The sequence below is a fragment of the Pseudoxanthomonas sp. SGNA-20 genome (genome assembly GCF_003931635.1).
GTDB lineage: Bacteria > Pseudomonadota > Gammaproteobacteria > Xanthomonadales > Xanthomonadaceae > Pseudoxanthomonas.
The window spans coordinates 15621-33852 of the sequence record NZ_RRYK01000003.1; the positions used below are offsets into that span (position 1 = coordinate 15621).

General features: G+C 71.3%; 19 protein-coding genes. 10 read left to right on the forward strand and 9 right to left on the reverse strand.

Features of this window, described 5'->3' with window-relative positions:
• The first annotated feature begins 79 nt into the window (after positions 1-79).
• The 3 genes from EIM48_RS07090 (at position 80) to EIM48_RS07100 (ending at position 2834) form a co-directional block, all read left to right on the forward strand.
• Positions 80-1450, forward strand: coding sequence for a tryptophan--tRNA ligase (locus EIM48_RS07090; protein ID WP_125111376.1), 1371 nt, complete (start codon positions 80-82; stop codon positions 1448-1450).
• Entirely contained in the window at positions 1450-1761 is a 312-nt protein-coding gene (locus tag EIM48_RS07095) for a hypothetical protein (RefSeq protein WP_019398017.1), read from the forward strand. Before EIM48_RS07090 ends, EIM48_RS07095 begins: the two co-directional genes overlap by 1 nt.
• A 119-nt stretch (positions 1762-1880) precedes the next feature.
• Complete coding sequence (locus EIM48_RS07100; RefSeq protein WP_125077037.1) at positions 1881-2834, forward strand: MBL fold metallo-hydrolase; 954 nt, start codon at positions 1881-1883, stop codon at positions 2832-2834.
• 9 nt (positions 2835-2843) lie between these two features.
• On the opposite strand, the gene EIM48_RS07105 is transcribed toward EIM48_RS07100, so the two are convergent.
• The 4 genes from EIM48_RS07105 to pdhA form a co-directional block, all read right to left on the reverse strand.
• Positions 2844-3227, reverse strand: a complete 384-nt coding sequence (locus EIM48_RS07105; protein ID WP_019398015.1) for a VOC family protein — start codon at positions 3225-3227, stop codon at positions 2844-2846.
• A 151-nt stretch (positions 3228-3378) separates the two neighbouring features.
• Positions 3379-4764 carry a dihydrolipoamide acetyltransferase family protein gene (locus EIM48_RS07110; protein ID WP_125111377.1) on the reverse strand — a complete coding sequence of 462 codons (1386 nt, stop codon included), beginning with the start codon at positions 4762-4764 and terminating at the stop codon, positions 3379-3381.
• A gap of 135 nt (positions 4765-4899) precedes the next feature.
• Positions 4900-5898, reverse strand: a complete 999-nt coding sequence (locus tag EIM48_RS07115) for an alpha-ketoacid dehydrogenase subunit beta (RefSeq protein WP_125108864.1) — start codon at positions 5896-5898, stop codon at positions 4900-4902.
• Positions 5899-6004: 106 nt separating this feature from the next.
• Entirely contained in the window at positions 6005-7090 is a 1086-nt protein-coding gene (gene pdhA, locus EIM48_RS07120) for a pyruvate dehydrogenase (acetyl-transferring) E1 component subunit alpha (protein ID WP_019398012.1), read from the reverse strand.
• A gap of 223 nt (positions 7091-7313) precedes the next feature.
• On the opposite strand from pdhA, the gene EIM48_RS07125 reads away from it, so the two are divergent.
• From EIM48_RS07125 to EIM48_RS07135, 3 genes are all read left to right on the forward strand, one after another.
• On the forward strand, positions 7314-8174 hold the full coding sequence (locus EIM48_RS07125; protein WP_019398011.1) for a tryptophan 2,3-dioxygenase family protein: 861 nt from the start codon (positions 7314-7316) through the stop codon (positions 8172-8174).
• 232 nt (positions 8175-8406) lie between these two features.
• A complete protein-coding gene (locus EIM48_RS07130; RefSeq protein ID WP_125111378.1) occupies positions 8407-9930 on the forward strand; it encodes an oligopeptide:H+ symporter in 1524 nt (507 codons plus the stop codon).
• Position 9931: 1 nt separating this feature from the next.
• On the forward strand, positions 9932-10528 hold the full coding sequence (locus EIM48_RS07135) for a hypothetical protein (RefSeq protein ID WP_125111379.1): 597 nt from the start codon (positions 9932-9934) through the stop codon (positions 10526-10528).
• A gap of 72 nt (positions 10529-10600) precedes the next feature.
• Here the strand turns inward: EIM48_RS07135 and EIM48_RS07140 are convergent, their stop codons facing one another.
• Positions 10601-11113 (reverse strand): MarR family winged helix-turn-helix transcriptional regulator, encoded by a 513-nt coding sequence (locus EIM48_RS07140; RefSeq protein ID WP_019398008.1) that lies wholly within the window; start codon positions 11111-11113, stop codon positions 10601-10603.
• A gap of 95 nt (positions 11114-11208) precedes the next feature.
• Here EIM48_RS07140 and hppD point away from each other — a divergent pair, with 95 nt between their 5' ends.
• The 4 genes from hppD to EIM48_RS07160 all read left to right on the forward strand — a co-directional run bounded on the left by hppD (position 11209) and on the right by EIM48_RS07160 (position 15480).
• A complete protein-coding gene (gene hppD, locus EIM48_RS07145; protein WP_028915466.1) occupies positions 11209-12333 on the forward strand; it encodes a 4-hydroxyphenylpyruvate dioxygenase in 1125 nt (374 codons plus the stop codon).
• A 58-nt stretch (positions 12334-12391) separates the two neighbouring features.
• Positions 12392-13696 carry a homogentisate 1,2-dioxygenase gene (gene hmgA, locus EIM48_RS07150; RefSeq protein ID WP_125108839.1) on the forward strand — a complete coding sequence of 435 codons (1305 nt, stop codon included), beginning with the start codon at positions 12392-12394 and terminating at the stop codon, positions 13694-13696.
• A gap of 104 nt (positions 13697-13800) precedes the next feature.
• The gene (locus tag EIM48_RS07155) at positions 13801-14466 is read left to right on the forward strand and encodes a hypothetical protein (protein WP_125077044.1); all 666 of its coding nucleotides are present in this window, start codon (positions 13801-13803) and stop codon (positions 14464-14466) included.
• 66 nt (positions 14467-14532) lie between these two features.
• Positions 14533-15480, forward strand: a complete 948-nt coding sequence (locus tag EIM48_RS07160) for a sodium:calcium antiporter (protein ID WP_019398004.1) — start codon at positions 14533-14535, stop codon at positions 15478-15480.
• Between the two features lie 7 nt (positions 15481-15487).
• Here EIM48_RS07160 and EIM48_RS07165 read toward each other — a convergent pair whose 3' ends face one another.
• The 4 genes from EIM48_RS07165 to EIM48_RS07180 are packed head-to-tail and all read right to left on the reverse strand — an operon-like array spanning position 15488 to position 18199.
• On the reverse strand, positions 15488-15847 hold the full coding sequence (locus EIM48_RS07165; RefSeq protein ID WP_019398003.1) for a Na+/H+ antiporter subunit G: 360 nt from the start codon (positions 15845-15847) through the stop codon (positions 15488-15490).
• Entirely contained in the window at positions 15844-16086 is a 243-nt protein-coding gene (locus tag EIM48_RS07170; RefSeq protein WP_232207892.1) for a K+/H+ antiporter subunit F, read from the reverse strand. Before EIM48_RS07170 ends, EIM48_RS07165 begins: the two co-directional genes overlap by 4 nt.
• Positions 16087-16124: 38 nt before the next feature.
• Positions 16125-16637 carry a Na+/H+ antiporter subunit E gene (locus tag EIM48_RS07175; RefSeq protein WP_125111380.1) on the reverse strand — a complete coding sequence of 171 codons (513 nt, stop codon included), beginning with the start codon at positions 16635-16637 and terminating at the stop codon, positions 16125-16127.
• Positions 16634-18199 (reverse strand): monovalent cation/H+ antiporter subunit D, encoded by a 1566-nt coding sequence (locus tag EIM48_RS07180; protein WP_199728404.1) that lies wholly within the window; start codon positions 18197-18199, stop codon positions 16634-16636. Before EIM48_RS07180 ends, EIM48_RS07175 begins: the two co-directional genes overlap by 4 nt.
• Positions 18200-18232: the final 33 nt, after the last annotated feature.

Here is an 18232-nt window from a genome sequence, read left to right on the forward strand (position 1 = left end):
CCCCGGGCCTTTCCGTGTCCGCCCGCCGCAACCGGGGCAGGGGGGTAGAATCGGCGTGTTTCTTCCCCTTGCCTGCACCATGACCGTCCGCGTCCTCACCGGCATCACCACCACCGGCACCCCGCACCTGGGCAACTACGCCGGGGCCATCCGTCCCGCCATCGCCGCCTCGCGCGCGCCGGGCACGGAGAGCTTCTTCTTCCTGGCCGACTACCACGCCCTGATCAAGGCCGACGATCCGCAGCGGGTGGCACGCTCGCGCCTGGAGATCGCCGCGACCTGGCTGGCCTGCGGCCTGGATCCGCAGAAGGTCGTGTTCTACCGGCAGTCGGACATCCCCGAGATCCCGCAGCTGACCTGGCTGCTGACCTGCGTCACTGCCAAGGGCCTGCTCAACCGCGCCCATGCCTACAAGGCGGCGGTGGACAAGAACAACGAGGCGGGCGAGGACCCGGATGCCGGCGTCACCGCCGGCCTGTACATGTACCCGGTGCTGATGGCGGCCGACATCCTCGCCTTCGGCGCGCACCGCGTGCCGGTGGGCCGCGACCAGATCCAGCACATCGAAATGGCGCGCGACATCGGCCAGCGCTTCAACCACCTCTACGGCGAGGCCTGGCGCCAGGCCACCGGCCAGTCCGGCGAGCCGCTGGTGCTGCCGGAGGTGCAGATCGACGAGAACGTGGCCACCCTGCCGGGCCTGGATGGCCGCAAGATGTCCAAGAGCTACGACAACACCATCCCGCTGTTCGCACCGCCGGCCGAACTCAAGCGCCTGGTGATGTCGATCGTCACCGACTCGCGCGCGCCTGGCGAGCCCAAGGACACCGAGGGCTCGGCCCTGTTCCAGCTGTACCAGGCCTTCTCCACCCCGGAACAGGCCGAGGAGATGCGCCACGCCTTCGCCGAGGGCATCGGCTGGGGCGATGCCAAGCAGCGCCTGGTGGCCCGCATCGAGGAGGTGGTGGCGCCGATGCGCGAGCAGTACGCACAGCTGGTCGCAAAGCCGGCGCAGCTGGAGGAGATCCTGCAGGAAGGCGCGCGCAAGGCCCGCGACATCACCGTGCCGCTGCTCGACGGCCTGCAGCGTGCGGTGGGCCTGGGCGGCTTCCGGGCGGCGGCCGCCGCCGGCTCCGGCAAGCCGAAGAAGAAGCCGGCGGCGCGCCTGCCGCAGTTCAAGCAATACCGCGAGGCCGACGGCCGCTTCCACTTCAAGCTGGTCGACGCCGACGGCCGCGTGCTGCTGCAGGGTGATGGCTCCGAGTCCCCGCGCGAGGCCGGCGAGCGCATCGCCCGGCTGCGCCGCGAGGGCATCAATGCCCTGCACGCGCTGGAGCAGGGCGCGGTCGGGCTGATGGGCGAGCGCGTGGGCACCCTGGGCGCCGACGTGGCCGGGGTGGACGCGGTGGTCGAGGCCCTGCGCCAGCTGGCCGAGGCGGAGGCCGGCTGATGGCCTGGCTGTCGCTGCTGCTGTTCCTGCCCTGGTTCGCCGTGCTGGGCGGTCTTTACTGGTTCTTCCCGCGCACGCCGCGCCCGCGCGCGCGGCGTGCGTTCGACGCCATCGTGCTGGTCCTGGCGCTGGTGTTGAGCATCGGCGGCATGCACTGGGGCTACCACGAGGGCCTGGCCTACAGCGGCGCCGGCCCGATCTGGCGCCAGGTGCTGGCCGTGCTTTACGCCTACGGCGCGTTCCTGGCGGTGCTGGCACTGGCGATCCCGCTGCGCATGCGCCTGTCCGCGCGCTGGGCGGCGCAGGGCTGAGCCGCGACCAAGGTGAACGGTGGCCTGCCGCCGGCGGCCGTCTACGACCAAAGCCGGATCGTGCGGGCAAGGGGGGCTGACTAGGCTCCCCTGCATCGCCCCCACATCCCCGCTCCCCGATGCAGCAACAGCAGCTGGCGGCCGCGCACGGCATCCATACCCTCGACACCGGCTACGTCCGGCCTGCCTTCGACGCCGCGTACCTGGTGGTCGAGCGGGGCCGGGCGGCGTTCGTCGACTGCGGCACCAACCACAGCGTGCCGGTGCTGATGCAGGCGCTGGCCGACGCCGGGCTCGGCGCCGAGGCGGTGGACTGGGTGGTGCTGACCCATGCCCACCTCGACCACGCCGGCGGCGCGGGCCTGCTGATGCGCCAGCTGCCGAACGCACGCCTGGTCGCGCATCCGCGCGCGGCGCCGCACATGGTCGATCCGCAGCGGCTGGTGGCCGGGGCCATGGCGGTGTACGGCGAGGAGCAGTTCGCGCGGCACTACGGCAGCCTGGAGCCGGTGCCGGAATCGCGCGTGGTGGTGGCCGCCGACGGCCATGCCATCGACCTGGCCGGGCGCATCCTGCGCTGCCTGGATACCCCCGGCCACGCGCGCCACCACATGTGCATCTGGGACGAGCGCAGCCGCGGCTGGTTCACCGGCGACACCTTCGGCCTGTCCTACCGGCAGCTGGACAGCGAAGGCCGCGCCTTCGTCCTGCCCACCTCCTCGCCGGTGCAGTTCGAGCCGGAGGCGATGCAGGCCTCGATCCGGCGCATGCTGGAAAGCGCGCCGGAGCGCATGTACCTGACCCACTACGGCCCGGTGGGCGAGGTGCGCCGCCTGGCCGCGGACCTGCACGAGCAGATCGACGCCATGGTCTCGCTGGCCCAGGCCTGCGACGGCGGCCCGGACCGCCACCGCGCGCTGGTGGCGGCGCTGTCGGAGTACTACCTGGAGCGCGCCCAGGCCCACGGCGTGCCGCTGGACGAGGCCGGGGTGCTGGACCTGCTGGGCATGGACATCGAGCTCAACGCCCAGGGCCTGGAAGTGTGGCTGGACCGCAGCCGCCGGCGTGGCTGAGCGGCGGGGTCAATCCCAGGCATTGAGGTGCCGGCCGAAGCGCTCGCGCTGCGGCCGCACCACGCAGAAGCGGTGCCCGGTGGGCGCCTCCATCACCCACCAGCGCTTGACGAAGGCGATCTTGCGCGCGCCCAGGCGCTCGAGGCGGTCGGCCTCGGCGTCGACGTCGTCGCTCTCGATGTCCAGGTGCACGCGCGATTCGTGCGCCACCTTCTGCAGCAGGATGAGCGGCTCGTCCTCCTCGGTGGCCAGCACGCCGTAGCGGCCGTCGCCGTCCTCGTCCGGGTCGGCGATGGGCTTGCCCAGCGCCGCGCTCCAGAACTCCAGCGCGGGGCGCAGGTCGTCGACGTTGCAGTCGATCACCAGGGTGCTGAGGCGGCTGTGGTGCGGCATGGCGGCTCTCTCCGGCGGGCATGGAGCCCGACGATAGCGCCGCGCGGGGCTGGTGCGGATGAAGCGGCGGAAGCGCCCGCCGCCTCCTGCCCCCGGCCACGCGCCACGCCCGGCCCCCGCGCATGGGGCGGGGGAGCCCGGGCGGCCGGCCTCAGTTCGGCAGGGCCATGTCGTCCAGCAGCGCGCGCAGGAAGCGCGCGGCCTCGCCGCCGGTGGCGGCGCGGTGGTCGAAGGTCAGCGAGATCGGCAGGCGGCGGTGCACCTCGATCCCGCCCATCACCGCGACCACGTCGTGCGACAGGCGGCCGGCGCCGACGATGGCCACGCACGGTGGCACCACCACCGGGGTGGCGTAGCGGCCGGCGAACATGCCGAAGTTGGACAGCGAGATGGTGTAGCCGGACAGCTCGCTGGCCGGGATGCTGCGCTCCTCCACCTGCGCGCGCAGGCGGTCGATGCCGGCACGGATCCCGCGCGGGTCGAGCATGTCGGCGTTGCGCAGGGCCGGCACGAACAGGCCGTCGTCGGTGTCCACGGCGATGCCCACGTCCACGTGCGGATGGCGGGTGACGCTGAGCGCCTCGCCGTCGAACCAGGCATTGAGCGCCGGTACCGCCTTGCACGCGGCGACGATCGCGCGGACCAGGCGCGCGGTGATGTCCTGCCTGCCGATCCAGGCATGCAGGTCGGCGTCGTCGACCAGTGTGGTCGGCACGACCTTGCTGTGCGCGTCGGCCATCACCCGCGCCATGTTGCGGCGCACGCCCTTGAGCTGCTCGGGCTGGCCGCTGGCGGCCACGCCGGCGTCGGCGCCCGGCGGGCGGGTGCGCATGGGACGGCCGGAGGCGGAGACGGGGGTGCGCTGGTGCACGGCAGGAGCGGGCGCGGAGGCGGCAGCCGCTGCGGTGGGCTGTGCCACCCCGGTGCCTCCCGCGCGGGAGGGGAGGAGACGGGATGGATCGGCCGCGGCCTGCTTCACGTCGGCCAGGGTCACGGTGCCCTCGGGTCCGGTGGGCGCAACGCGGGCCAGGTCCACGCCCAGCTTGCGCGCCAGCGCGCGCACTGCCGGCATCGCCTTGACCCCGCCGACCGCGATCGCACGCTCGGCATGCACGGCGTCGGAGCTCTGCATCGCGCCGACCACGGTGCCGGCGTCGCCACCGCGCGCCTCCGACGGCGCCGGCTGCACCGGCAGCTCGCCGCCGTCGTCGCTGGCGCTGGCCTTGGCCGGCTTCGCCGGTGCGCCGTGGTGGTGGCCGGTGTCCTGGCCCTCGGCGCGCTGCGGCAGGGCGGGATCGGGCTCGAACTCGGCCAGCATCGCGCCGGTGGCGATCACGTCGCCGGCCTTGCCGGCCAGGCGCAGGACCTTGCCGGACACCGGCGAGGGCACTTCCACCACCGCCTTGGCGGTCTCCATCGACACCAGCGGTTCGTCCAGGCGGATGGTGTCGCCTTCCTTGACGAACCACTCGACGATGGTCGCGTCCGGCAGGCCCTCGCCCAGGTCGGGCAGGTGGAAGGTCTTGGTCTGGCTCATCGTGTCGCTCTCTCAATCGGTCGGTCGATCGCGCGGATCGACGGGCGGGAGCGGGCCGCGGCACGCGGCCGCGGCATGCCGTCCCGGGGCATCAAGGTAACGGACCGCGCGCGACGGGGTCGCGCGCGGCACGGTTCAGCCGTGGGCCATCGCGGCGCGCGCGGCGGCGACGATCCGCTCCACGCTGGGCAGGTACTTCATCTCCAGGCGGAACAGCGGGATGTGGGTATCCCAGCCGGTCACGCGCTGCACCGGGGCAACCAGGTCGTACATGGACTCCTCGGCCAGGCGCGCGGCGATCTCCGCGCCGAAGCCGGCGGTGCGCGGGGCCTCCTGCACGATCACGCAACGGCCGGTGCGCGACACCGACTCGGCGATGGTGGCGAAGTCCAGCGGACGCAGGGTGGCCACGTCGATCACCTCGGCGCTGATGCCTTCGGCCGCCAGCGCCTCGGCCGCCTCCAGCGCCTCCTTCACCTGCGCGCCCCAGGCGACCAGGGTCACGTCGGTGCCGTCGCGCAGGACGAAGCACACGTCAAGCGGCAGCGCCTCGCCGTCGTCGGCCACCAGTTCCTTGTACTGGCGGTAGATGCGCTTGGGCTCCATGTAGATCACCGGATCCGGATCGCGGATCGCGGCCAGCAGCAGGCCGTAGGCGCGTTGCGGCGAGGACGGCATCACCACGCGCAGGCCGGGGACGTTGGTGAACATCGCCTCGTTGGCCTCGCTGTGGTGCTCCGGCGCGCGGATGCCGCCGCCCCACGGCACGCGCAGCACCATCGGGCAGTGCAGGCGGCCGCGGGTGCGGTTGCGCAGGCGCGCGGCGTGGCAGACCAGGTGGTCCAGCATCGGATAGACGAAGCCGTCGAACTGGGCCTCGGCCACCGGCTTCATGCCCTGCGCGGCCAGGCCCACCGACAGGCCGGCGATGGTGGTCTCGTCCAGCGGGGTGTCGAGCACGCGCTGCGGGCCGAACTTCTGCTGCAGGCCGGCGGTGGCGCGGAACACGCCGCCGTTGACGCCCACGTCCTCGCCCAGCACCAGCACCGACGGATCGTGCTCCAGTTCCCATGCCAGGGCGCGGGTGATCGCCTCGATCAGGGTGATCGGCGTCGCGGTCGGGGTCTGGCTCATGGGCTGTTCTCCACCACGACTGGCGTGGACGGGCGCCGAATCGCCCACGCCGGCGGCGGCGTGGGCGCCGGCCAGGCTGTTGCTTTCGGCGCGCTGGCTGCGGATGTCATCCATGGCGCTGCTCCAGGGCAATGGCCGCGGCGCGCTGCGCGAGCAGGTCCGGCGGCGGATCGGCGTAGAGGTAGTCGAACATCGCTTCCACCGGCTGCGCGGTGGTGGCCAGGTAGGCGTCGACCTCGGCGTTGACCTGGCGCTCGCACTCGGCCTTCCACTCGGCCTCCTCGGCCTCGCTCCAGGCGCCCTGCGCGGTGAGCCAGGTGCGCAGGCGCGCGATCGGCTCGCGCTGCCAGGCGGCCTTGACCTCGGCGTCGTCGCGGTAGCGGCGCGCGTCGTCGGCGGTGGTGTGGTCGGACAGGCGGTAGGTGAGGAACTCGATCACCGAGCCGCCCTCGCCGGCGCGCGCGCGGTCCATGGCCTGGTGCATCGCGTCGAGCACGGCGACCAGGTCGTTGCCGTCGACCTGCAGCACGTGCAGGCCACCGGCGATGCCCTTCTGCGCCAGGGTCTGGGCGCCGGTCTGGGCCTTGCGCGGCACCGAGATCGCCCAGCCGTTGTTGATCACCCCCAGCACCAGCGGCAGCTGGTAGGCGCCGGCGGAGTTGAGCGCGGCGTAGAAGTCGGTCTTGGAGGTGCCGCCGTCGCCGCAGGTGGCCACGGCCACGTGCGGCTGCCCGCGCAGCTTGAACGCCAGCGCGGCGCCGGCCGCGTGCAGGCACTGGGTGGAGATCGGCACGCAGATCGGGAAGTCGGCCACCGCGTCGCTGTCGCGCGGGAAGTCGCTGCCGCGCTCGTCGCCGCCCCAGTACATCAGGATGTCGCGCGGGCGCACGCCGCGCTCGAACATGGTGCCGATCTCGCGGTACGACGGCGCGAACACGTCGCCGCGGCGCATCGACGCGCCGATGCCGACATGGGTGGCCTCGTGGCCCAGGCTGGGCGCATAGGTGCCCAGCTTGCCGGTGCGCTGCAGGGCGATGGCCTTGCTGTCGAAGGCGCGCACGAACAGCATGCGCTTGAACAGCGGCAGCAGCACGGCGGGGTCGCGCAGGTCCTGCGGGAAGTCGCGGACCTGGCGCCCGTCGGCGTCGAGGTACTGCAGGTAATGGACTTCAAAGCTGGCGGCGAGTGTCATCGGGGGAGTCACCCTTGCGCGCGATTGCGGACAGGAAAGTTGCACATGGTACGGACTCGGTCGAGAAAACCCGCCGTGCAGCGCAACAACGCTTGCAGTACATGGACTTGGACGCGGTCGTCGAGTTCCCCTGAATGGTGACAGGCTCGGCTGCGTTATCCCTGCTGCGCTGCGGTACGCTTTGCCCCCTTGCGCGCACTCCCGCGCGCGCCAGCCGCGACCGATGACCCTGAACAAGAACCAGCGCCCGCTCGAACCCGGCATCCACACCGACCTGCAGGGCCGCATGACCTATGCGGGCTACCTGCAGCTGGACCGCCTGCTGTCCGCGCAGCGGCCGCTGTCCGAGCCGGCGCACCACGACGAGATGCTGTTCATCATCCAGCACCAGGTCTCGGAACTGTGGCTGAAGCTGCTGATGCACGAGCTGCAGGCCGCGCGCGCGTTCATGCAGCAGGACCAGGTGTGGCAGTGCCGCAAGGTGATGGCGCGCGGCAAGCAGGTGCTGCGCCAGCTGGTGGAGCAGTGGTCGGTGCTGGAGACGATGACGCCGTCGGAGTACATGGGCTTCCGCGACCTGCTGGGCCCGTCCTCCGGCTTCCAGTCGCTGCAGTACCGCGCGATCGAGTTCCTGCTGGGCAACAAGAACGCCGAGATGGTGAAGGTGTTCGCCCACGACCCGGAAGGCCAGGCGGCGCTGCGCGCCGAGCTGGAGCGGCCCAGCCTGTACGAGGAGTTCCTGCTGTACCTGGCGCGCTTCGGCCACGCGGTGCCGGGCGAGTACCTGCGCCCGGAACGCGACTGGACCCAGCCGCACGTCAGCGACCCGGCGCTGCGCCCGGTGTTCGAGCGCATCTACGAGGACACCGACCGCTACTGGCGTGAGTACTCGCTCAGCGAGGACCTGGTGGACCTGGAAACCCAGTTCCAGACCTGGCGCTTCCGCCACATGCGCACGGTCATGCGCATCATCGGCTTCAAGCGCGGCACCGGCGGCTCCAGTGGCGTGGGCTTCCTGCGCGAGGCGCTGGACCTGACCTTCTTCCCGGAGCTGTTCGAGGTCCGCACCAGCATCGGAACCTGAACGGTTCCGGTCCGCCCACCGGACCGCTGCGTGGGCTTCGGCGGCCGTCCAGCCGGTTTCGGCTAGGGCGGCCGTTTCCAATGCAACACCTTGAACAGGAAGGGATTTTTCTTGCGGCTCGGCGGGGTTTGACCGCGGTTGCGCATTGACGGGCAAGGCCCGGTCGGTGATTCTCGCCCGGTTCCGGCGCCCGTGCGCCGTGCAGTCCCGTCCGTTCTTTGCAAGGAAATCCATGAGCGCCGACCTCGTCGAGCCCAAGGTCGCGGCCCCGCCGCACACGCCGTCCCTGCCCCAGTTCCCCCAGACCCTGGGCCATCCGCGTCCCCTGTGGATGCTGTTCATGACCGAGTTCTGGGAGCGCTTCGCCTTCTACGGCATGCGCTGGGCACTGGCGCTGTACATCGTCGCCGAGTTCTACAGGGGCAACCCCGCCGGCGAGGCCCCGGCCAGCGAGCTGTATGGCGCCTACCTGGCCCTGGTGTACGCCGCGGCGATCTTCGGCGGCTATGTCGCCGACCGGCTGATCGGCTACCAGCGCTCGATCCTGGTCGGCGCGGCCTTCATGTCCGCCGGCCTGTTCATGATCATGGTGCCGAGCCAGCCGATGCTGAAGCTGGGCCTGGCCACGGTGATCGTCGGCAACGGCCTGTTCAAGCCGATCATCTCGACCCTGGTCGGCAAGCTCTACGCCCCCGAGGACCAGCGCCGCGACTCGGGCTTCACCATCTTCTACATGGGCATCAACCTCGGCGCCTTCATCGCGCCGATCCTGACCGGCTGGCTGGCCGAGCGCATGTTCGGCGGCAGCCCGGAACTGCCGGCGTACAAGGTGGTGTTCATCGCCTCGGGCATCGGCATGCTGTTCAGCCTGTTCTGGTTCTGGCTGGGCCGCGCCCAGCTCAAGGGCATCGGCGCCGCCCCGGCCGAAGCGCCCGGCCTCGGCCGCGTGGCCATGGTGGTTGCCGGCGCGGTGGTCGCGATCCCGGTGTTCTACTCGCTGCTGACCATCGACGCCGGCCTGCTCAACTGGATCCTGATCGCATTGTTCATCGCCCCGGCGATCATGCTGCTGGTCGAGGGCATCCGCGAGGGCAAGGTGCAGCGCGACATGGTGGTCGCGATGCTGATCATCTTCGGCTTCAACGTGCTGTTCTGGATGTTCTTCGAGCAGGCCGGCAGCTCGTTCAACTTCCTGGCCCAGAACATCGTCAACCGCGACTTCGGCGGCTGGATCTTCCCGGTCGGCTGGTTCCAGTCGGTGAACTCGATCGCCATCATCACCCTGGCCCCGGTGCTGGCCTGGCTGTGGGTGGCGATGGGACGCGCCAATCCGTCGATCCCGCGCAAGTTCGGCCTGGGCCTGATCTTCAACGGCCTGGCCTTCCTGCTGCTGATGTTCGCCCTGTCCAGCCTGGTTGACCCGCAGACGCTGAAGATCCCGTTCTGGACCCTGTTCATGGTCTACGTGATCCAGTCGGTGGGCGAGCTGTGCCTGTCGCCGATCGGCCTGTCGATGACCACCAAGCTGGCCCCGGCCAAGCTGACCGGCCTGGCCATGGGCGGCTGGTTCCTGTCGATCGCCATCGGCAACAACCTGTCGGGCATCTTCGCCTCCAGCGTCAGCGGCGAGGGCGGCATGACCACCGCCTCGGCGCTGGCCGGCTACACCTTCGGCTTCTGGGCGCTGCTGGGCGCCGGCGTGCTGCTGTTCCTGGTCGCGCCGCTGATCCAGAAGCTGATGCACGGAGTGAAGTGAGATGAACGGCGGCCGCGGCGCGTTGCTGGCTTCGGCCCTGGCCCTGTGCGGATGCGGGGTTGATTCCCGGCACCCGGCCGGGCCGCCACAGCCGGTCGACACCACGCCGCAGCAGGCGCCGGCGCCGGACGCCACCGAGCCGGTGGCCTCCGGCAACACCCCGGCGGCGGCGGACGTCGCCGCCCTGGCCGGGTTGCGGGCCGCGTTCGACCCGGCCCGCAACCCCGCCGACGACCTGGAAACCGCCCAGGTCGAGGCGCGCCGCGGCAACCGCCGCATCGTGCTGGAGTTCGGCGAGTCGGACTGCGCGCCCTGCGAGGCGCTGGCCGCCGGGATCGAAGGCGACGCGGCGCTGCGTTCGCGCCGCAATTCGGCGTTCGTGTGGGTGCGGGTGGACCGCCGCGCGCCGGGCAATGCCGGCTTTGTCGCGGCCTACCCGGAAGCGGCCGACGCGCCGGCGCCGTACCTGGTGGTACTGGACGCCGACGCACAGGTCCTGCATGCCGGCCCGGGCGCCGCGTTGCTGCGTGACGACGCCCGCGCCGACGTGGCGCGCATCCGGGAATTCCTCGAGACCTGGGCGCCCCCGGCGCCCTGATCCGGCCCCTGGCCGGCTCCTTCCCCGATTCCAGTCCCCTGCCGCCTGGTCCGCGTTCCCCCGCGGCGGCGTTCAGTGCCCTTCGCGCAGGGCGGTCAGGCCCGGGCCGGCGAGCTTGGTCAGCAGGCGGTCGAGCATCTGCCGTTCGTTCTCGTCCAGCGTGGCCACCAGGCGCGCCTCGGCTGCCAGCGCCATCGGCGCGATCTCGTCGTAGACCGTGTACCCCACCTCCGACAGCGACAGCACCGAGCGGCGGCGGTCGTCGCTGTGGATGTCGCGCTTGATCAGGCTGCGCTCGAGCAGGCGCGCGACCGCGCGGCTGACCGCGACCTTGTCCATCGCCGTGCGTTCGGCGACCTCGTTGGCCGACAGGTCGGGGAAGCGCCCGAGCACGGCCATCACGCGCCATTCGGTGATCGCCAGTCCGAAACGCTTCTGGTACATGTCGGCGATCGTCTGGCTGACCCGGTTGGACAGCACGCTGAGGCGGTAGGGCAGGAAACGCTCGAGTTCGAGCTGGGCGTGGCCGGATGCGTCCTTGGCGGGAACGGACCCGGTGGCGTCTTGGCTGGCAGTAGCAGTCATTGCGGCAGGGTACCTTGCATGTGGTTGCACACGTAACTATAAAGGGTCTAATCCCAGACCCCCGTTCCCCGGCGGGGAGCGATCAGGAAGCCATCATGAGCGTGCAACCGCAAGTCCTTTCGTCCGCCACCGGTCCCGCCGTGGGCATGTCGGTAACGACCTTCGAGAACCCGATGGGCATCGACGGCTTCGAATTCGTCGAGTTCGCCGCGCCCGCCGGCCAGGCCGGACATCTCCACGACTATTTCCGCAAGCTGGGCTTCGTGCGCGTGGCCCGCCACCGCACCCGCCCGATCACCACCTACCGCCAGGGCGACTGCACCTTCCTGGTGAACGAAGACCCGGATTCCTTCGCCGCGCGCTTCGCCGAGAAGCACGGCCCCAGCGCCTGCGGCTTCGCCATCCGGGTGAAGAAGCTGGCCGACTGGGTGCGCACCCAGGCACTGAAGAACGGCGCCGAGGCGTTCGCCGCCGAGGACGAGCTGAGCAAGGCGGTGGCCGCGCCGGTGATCAAGGGCATCGGCGACTGCATGCTGTACCTGGTCGACCGCTACGACGCCAAGGGCACGATCCACGACCCGGACTACGAGTACGAAGCCGGCGTGGAGCTGAAGCCGGCCGGCTTCGGCCTGACCTTCATCGACCACCTGACCCACAACCTCTACCCGGGCAACATGGCCAAGTGGGCGGACTACTACGAGCGGCTGTTCAACTTCCGCGAGATCCGCTACTTCGACATCAAGGGCGCCAAGACCGGCCTGTTCTCCAAGGCGATGACCGCGCCGGACGGCATGGTGCGCATCCCGCTCAACGAATCTGCCGACCCCAAGTCGCAGATCAACGAGTTCCTGGAGGCGTACCACGGCGAGGGCATCCAGCACATTGCCTGCTTCACCGAGGACATCTACGCCACGGTGGAGAAGATGCGCGAGGCCGGGATCGAGTTCCTCGACACCCCGGACACCTACTTCGAGGTGATCGACCAGCGCATCCCGGACCACGGCGAGGACGTGGAGCGGCTGCGCCGCAACCGCATCCTGATCGACGCCGATCCGGAGACCGGCAAGCGCAAGCTGCTGCAGATCTTCACCCAGAACGCGATCGGCCCGATCTTCTTCGAGATCATCCAGCGCAAGGGCAACGAGGGCTTCGGCGAGGGCAACTTCAAGGCCCTGTTCGAGAGCATCGAGCGCGACCAGATGCGCCGCGGGGTCCTCTGACAGCGTGACAGGGAAGCCCCTCCCCGGGACGGGGAGGGGCTCGCAAGGGCGAACGAGGATGAACGCTGTGACTGAACTGCAGTACATGACCGGCTTCGGCAACGAGTTCGCCAGCGAAGCCATTCCCGGGACCTTGCCGGAAGGGCAGAACTCGCCGCAGCGGGTGGCGCACGGGCTCTATGCCGAGCAGATCTCCGGCACCGCGTTCACCGCGCCGCGCGCGCACAACCGGCGCAGCTGGCTGTACCGGATCCGCCCGGCGTCGATGCACGGCAGCTTCGCCCCGTTCGCGCAACCGCGCTTCCACAACGACTTCGGCAGCGGCCCGGTGACCCCGGAACAGCTGCGCTGGGACCCGCTGCCGCTGCCGGCGCAGCCCACCGACTTCATCGAAGGCCTGTACACCGTGGCCGGCAACGGCTCGCCGGCGGCGCAGGCGGGCGTGGGCGTGCACCTGTACGCCGCCGACCGCGGCATGGCCGGGCGCTACTTCTACGACGCCGACGGCGAGCTGCTGCTGGTGCCGCAGCAGGGCCGGCTGCGCATCGCCACCGAGCTGGGCGTGGTCGAGGTCGAGCCGCAGCAGGTGGCACTGGTGCCGCGCGGCATCCGCTTCCGGGTGGAGCTGCCGGACGGCGCCTCGCGCGGCTACGTGCTGGAGAACTTCGGCGCCCCGCTGCGCCTGCCGGACCTGGGACCGATCGGTTCCAACGGCCTGGCCAGCCCGCGCGACTTCCAGGCGCCGGTGGCCGCGTACGAGGACCTCGAGGGCGATTTCGAGCTGGTGGCCAAGTTCCAGGGCCACCTGTGGCGCGCGCCGATCGACCACAGCCCGCTGGACGTGGTCGCCTGGCACGGCAACCACGTGCCGTGGCGCTACGACCTGCGCCGCTTCAACACCATCGGCTCGATCAGCTTCGACCACCCCGATCCGTCGATCTTCACCGTGCTGACCTCGCCCAGCGACACGCCCGGCACGGCCAACGTCGACTTCGTGATCTTCCCGCCGCGCTGGCTGGTGGCGCAGCACACCTTCCGCCCGCCCTGGTTCCACCGCAACGTGGCCAGCGAGTTCATGGGCCTGGTGCACGGCGCCTACGACGCCAAGGCGGAAGGGTTCGTGCCGGGCGGCTGTTCGCTGCACAACTGCATGAGCGGGCATGGTCCGGACGCGGCCACCTTCGAGAAGGCCTCGGCCGCCGACCTGTCGAAGCCGGACGTGATCACCGGAACCATGGCCTTCATGTTCGAGACCCGCGCCGTGCTGCGTCCGACCGCGCAGGCCATGGACGCGCCGCACCGCCAGCGCGAGTACCTGCAGTGCTGGGCCGGGCTGCGCAAGCATTTCCGCGCCCCGGCCTGAGCCGGGGCCCGGACCCGGACCCGGACCCGTCTACCGGCGCTTTCGCCCGGCCTTGACGGGCGCTGGCGCAGCCTCCGGCCATGCGGACGCGTCCCGGGGGAACCATGTCGTCGTCGACCAGGAAGATCGATGCCTGCCTGCTGATGCTGGCGCTGGCCTTGGCCTCGTGCACGCGTCCGCCGGACACGGCGGCGCAGGCGGAGGAGCCGGACTGGGAGCCGATGGCCCGGTCCGCGCAGGACGAGGGCCACGACGGTCCCGAGGGCGCCGACGTGCCGCCGGCCACCGTGCCGCATGCAGCCTCCGCGCTGGCGACGCTGGCCACAAGCTTCGAGGGCTTCGGCCCGGTGCGCTTTGGCGAGGGCGCCGAGTCCCTGCGCGAACTCTGGAAGGGCGGGCTGGAGGGCGATGCCGATCCGGCCGATCCGCAGGCCTGCTACTACCTGTTCCCGCGGCCACGCCCGCAGCACGGCCATGGCACGGCCTTCATGATCGAGCGCGGCCGCTTCGTGCGGGTGGACGTGGACCAGGCCGGCGCGGTGGCCCCCGGTGGTGGCCGCATCGGCATGGACGCGGAACAGATCCACGCCCTGTACCCGGGGCAGGTGGAGGAAGCCCCGCACAAGTACGTCGAGGGCGGGCGCTACCTGCGGGTGGTGGCCGACGGCAGCCCGGCGGTGCTGGTGTTCGAGGTGGATGCCGACGGCCAGGTACGGTCCTGGCGCGTGGGCCTGCCACCGCAGGTGGACTACGTCGAGGGCTGCGGCTGAGCGTCGCCGCGCCCGGCGCGTGCAGGCCCGCGCGCATGGAACTGGCCCGATGCGGGGAGGACTGCGATGGTGGCGACACTGGGAGGATTCGCGCTGGGCCTGCTGCTGCTGGCGCTGGGCGGCGACTCGGCGGTCAAGGGCGTGTCCGGGCTGGGGCAACGACTGGGCCTGCGCCCGTTCGCGGCCGGGGTGCTGCTGCTGGCGTTCGCCACCTCGATCCCGGAACTGGCGGTCAACCTGCGTGCGGTCGCGATCGGGCAGGGCCACCTGGCGCTGGGCAATGCAGTCGGCAGTACCCTGGCCAACCTCGGCCTGACCCTGGGCCTGGCCGCGCTGGCGGCGCCGCTGCTGCTGCACGCGCGCCTGCTGCTGCCGCAGCTGGTGCTGCTGGTGGCGGCGGTGCTGGTGCTGGTGCTGCTGGGCCTGGACGGCTACGTCGGCCGCATCGACGGCCTGGTGCTGGTGGCCGCCTTCATCGTGGCGCTGGCCCATGTCCTGCGCCGCGCCGCCCGCGAGGCGCCGGAGGTGCAACAGGGCATCGCCGGCTACGCCGCCACCCGCACCGTGCCGTGGCTCAACCTGCTGCGCCTGGCCATCGCCATCCCGCTGCTGTGGTTCGGCGCGCGCTGGGTGGTGTCCGCCGGCCTGGACCTGGGCCGGGCCTGGGGCCTGACTCCGCTGCTGGCGGGCCTGCTGCCGGTGGCCATCGGCAGCACCTTGCCGGAAATCGCCGCGGCCATCGCCGCCGCGCGGCGCGGCCAGGGCGACATGGTCGCCGGGCATGTGTTTGGCTCCAGCCTGTGCAACCTGCTGCTGGTCGTCGGCGGCACCGCGGCGGTGCAGCCGCTGGCCCTGCCGGCCTCGTTCGTGCGCCTGGAGCTGCCGGCGCTGCTGGTCCTGGCCGCCCTGGCCTGGCCGATGCTGCGCGGCGACCGCCGGCTGTCGCGCGGCGAGGGCGGCGTCCTGGTGGCGGTGTTCGCTGCCTGGATCGTGCTGGAGCTGGCGCTGCTCTGAACCGCGCTCAGGCGTCCTCGCCGGGCCCGCGACCTTCGCCCACCGGTTCGCTGCCCGGTTGCGCCGGGCGTTCGGCCATGTGCAGCGACAGCGCCGCCTTGGCCATCAGGTGCGCGCCGATCGGCGCGGTGATGAACAGGAACGCGGTGATCAGCAGTTCGCGCGGCTGCGGGTCGGTCTCGCCCAGCCAGTGGTAGCCGATCGAGGCGGCCAGCACGCAGCCCACGCCCAGGGTGCTGGCCTTGGTCGGCGCGTGCAGGCGCTTGAAGAATTCCGAGAACTTCACCAGGCCGATCGAGCCGACCAGGATGAAGAAGGCGCCGGCCGCCAGCAGGAGGACCAGCAGGATGGCGATGACCCAGCTCATTCGACGATGTCCCTGCGCAGCACGTACTTGCTCAGCACCACGGTGCTGACGAAGCCGAGCATGGCGATGATCAGCGCGGCCTCGAAGTAGATCGCGGTATTGAGGTGCATGCCCAGCAGGATCAGCTGGGCGATCGCGGCCACCGAGAGGGTGTCCAGGGCCAGGATGCGGTCGGGCACCGAGGGGCCGCGCAGCAGGCGGTACAGCGCCAGCAGCATGGCGAAGGCGGTCACGTGCATGGTGCCGACGATGGCCCAGCCGACCAGTGCCTGCGGGGTCACGGGAAGATCTCCATCAGCGGGGCCTCGTAGCGGGTCTTGATCTCATGGATCACGGCGTCCGCGTCCTTGAGGTTGAGCACGTGCACCAGCAGGTAGCGGCGGTCCTCGGACAGCGATGCCGAGACGGTGCCCGGGGTCAGGGTGATCATACTGGTCAGCGCGGCGATGCCATGGATGTTGCCGATGTCCAGCGGCACCCAGATGAAGCCGGGGGTGATCTCCTCCTCCGGCCCCAGCACCTGGCGGGCCACGGTGATGTTGGAGCGGACCACGTCCAGCGCCAGCACGCACAGCATCCGCGGGATGCCGCTGATCCGGCCGATGCGGGCGAACTCGCGGTCCAGGCGCGCGGCGAACGGCGGGATGGCCAGCGCCAGCAGCAGCCCCATCAGCGCATGGCCGACGCTGACTTCCGAGTTCATCAGCAGCCAGAACACGAACACCGTCACCGCCAGCGGCAGCGACGGGACGATGCGGCGCAGCAGCGGCTTGCGCTCCCGGGTGCTCACGGGATCCTCCCTTGCGGCAGCGTCGCCCGCACCTGTTCGACGTAGGCTTCCGGTGCCTGCAGCTGGGTGCCGGTGGCGCGGGTGTATTCCAGCATCGGCGATGCGCCCAGGACCATGGCCACGCCGTAGGCGAGGAGGAGGACCGTGGCGGCCGTCTCCAGCGGGCGGCTCGGCGCCTCGCGCATCTGCTCGCGCGGCACGTATCGGGCGACCTGTTCGGGCGAAGCGTCGGGCCACGGCTCCTGGCGCCAGAACAGGCGGGTGCCGGCGCGCGCCAGTCCCACCAGCATCATGAAGCTGCTGCCCAGCACCAGCAGCCACACCCAGAAGGTACGCGGGCCATCGGGTACCGCCTCCAGCATCACCAGCTTGCCGATGAAGCCCGACAGCGGCGGCAGGCCGGCCAGCGATACCGCGGCCACCAGGTACAGGGCGGCCGGCACGGTGGAGCCGGGCAGGGCGGCGACCACGTCCTTGCGGTCGCTGGCCGCGCCGCGGCGGCGCCGCACCAGGTCGGCCAGCAGGAACAGGGCCGCGCCGCCGAAGGTGCTGTGCACCAGATAGTACAGGCCGGCCCCGACCGTGCCCGCGCTATCCAGGGCGAAGGCGATGAACAGGGTCGCCGCCGACGAGAGCGCCAGGTAGGCGGCCAGCGAGCGCAGGCGGCGCGCGGCCAGCACGCCCAGCGCCGCCAGCACCAGGGTGATCGCGCCCAGCACCAGCATCGCCGGCCAGGCGAAGCCGGCCAGCGGCCCGGCCAGGCCGAACACCAGGGAGCCCACGCGCAGCACCGCGTACAGGCCGACCTTGGTCATCACCGCGAACAGCGCGGCCACCGCGGCCGGGGCGTGGGTATAGGTCTCCGGCAGCCACAGGTACATCGGCAGCAGCGCCGCCTTGGCACAGAACACCACCAGCAGCAGGCCACCGGCGGCCTGGACCAGGGCGCGGTCCTGCGGCCCGACCTCGGCCACCCGCACCGCCAGTTCGGCCATGTTGAGCGTGCCCAGCAGGCCGTAGACCAGGCCCAGGGCGACCAGGAACAGGGTCGAGGCGGCGATGTTGAAGGACACGTAGTGCAGGCCGGCGCGCAGGCGCTCGCCGCGGCCGCCGCTGAGCATCAGCCCGTAGGAGGCGATCAGCAGGATCTCGAAGAACACGAACAGGTTGAACACGTCGCCGGTGAGGAAGGCGCCGTTGATGCCCATCATCTGGAACTGGAAGAAGGCATGGAAATGCGGCGCGCGGCGGTCCCAGCCGGCGCAGGCGTGCAGCAGGCAGCCGATGCCGAGCAGCGCCGCCACCAGCAGCATCAGTGCCGCCAGCCGGTCCACCATCAGGGCGATGCCCAGCCGCGCCGGCCAGTCGCCGACCAGGTATACGCCGACCTCGCCGCCGGCTGCACCCCGCACCAGCAGCACGGCGAGCACCAGCATCAGGCCCATCGAGGTCCAGGCCACGATCCGCTGCGGCGCCATGCCGAAGCGGCGGTGCTCGAACATCAGTGCCAGGGCGGCGGCCACCAGCGGCACCAGGATCGGCAGCAGCGGCAGGTGCGCGATCATGCGCGGCCCTCGCGGTCGGGCGAGGCCACC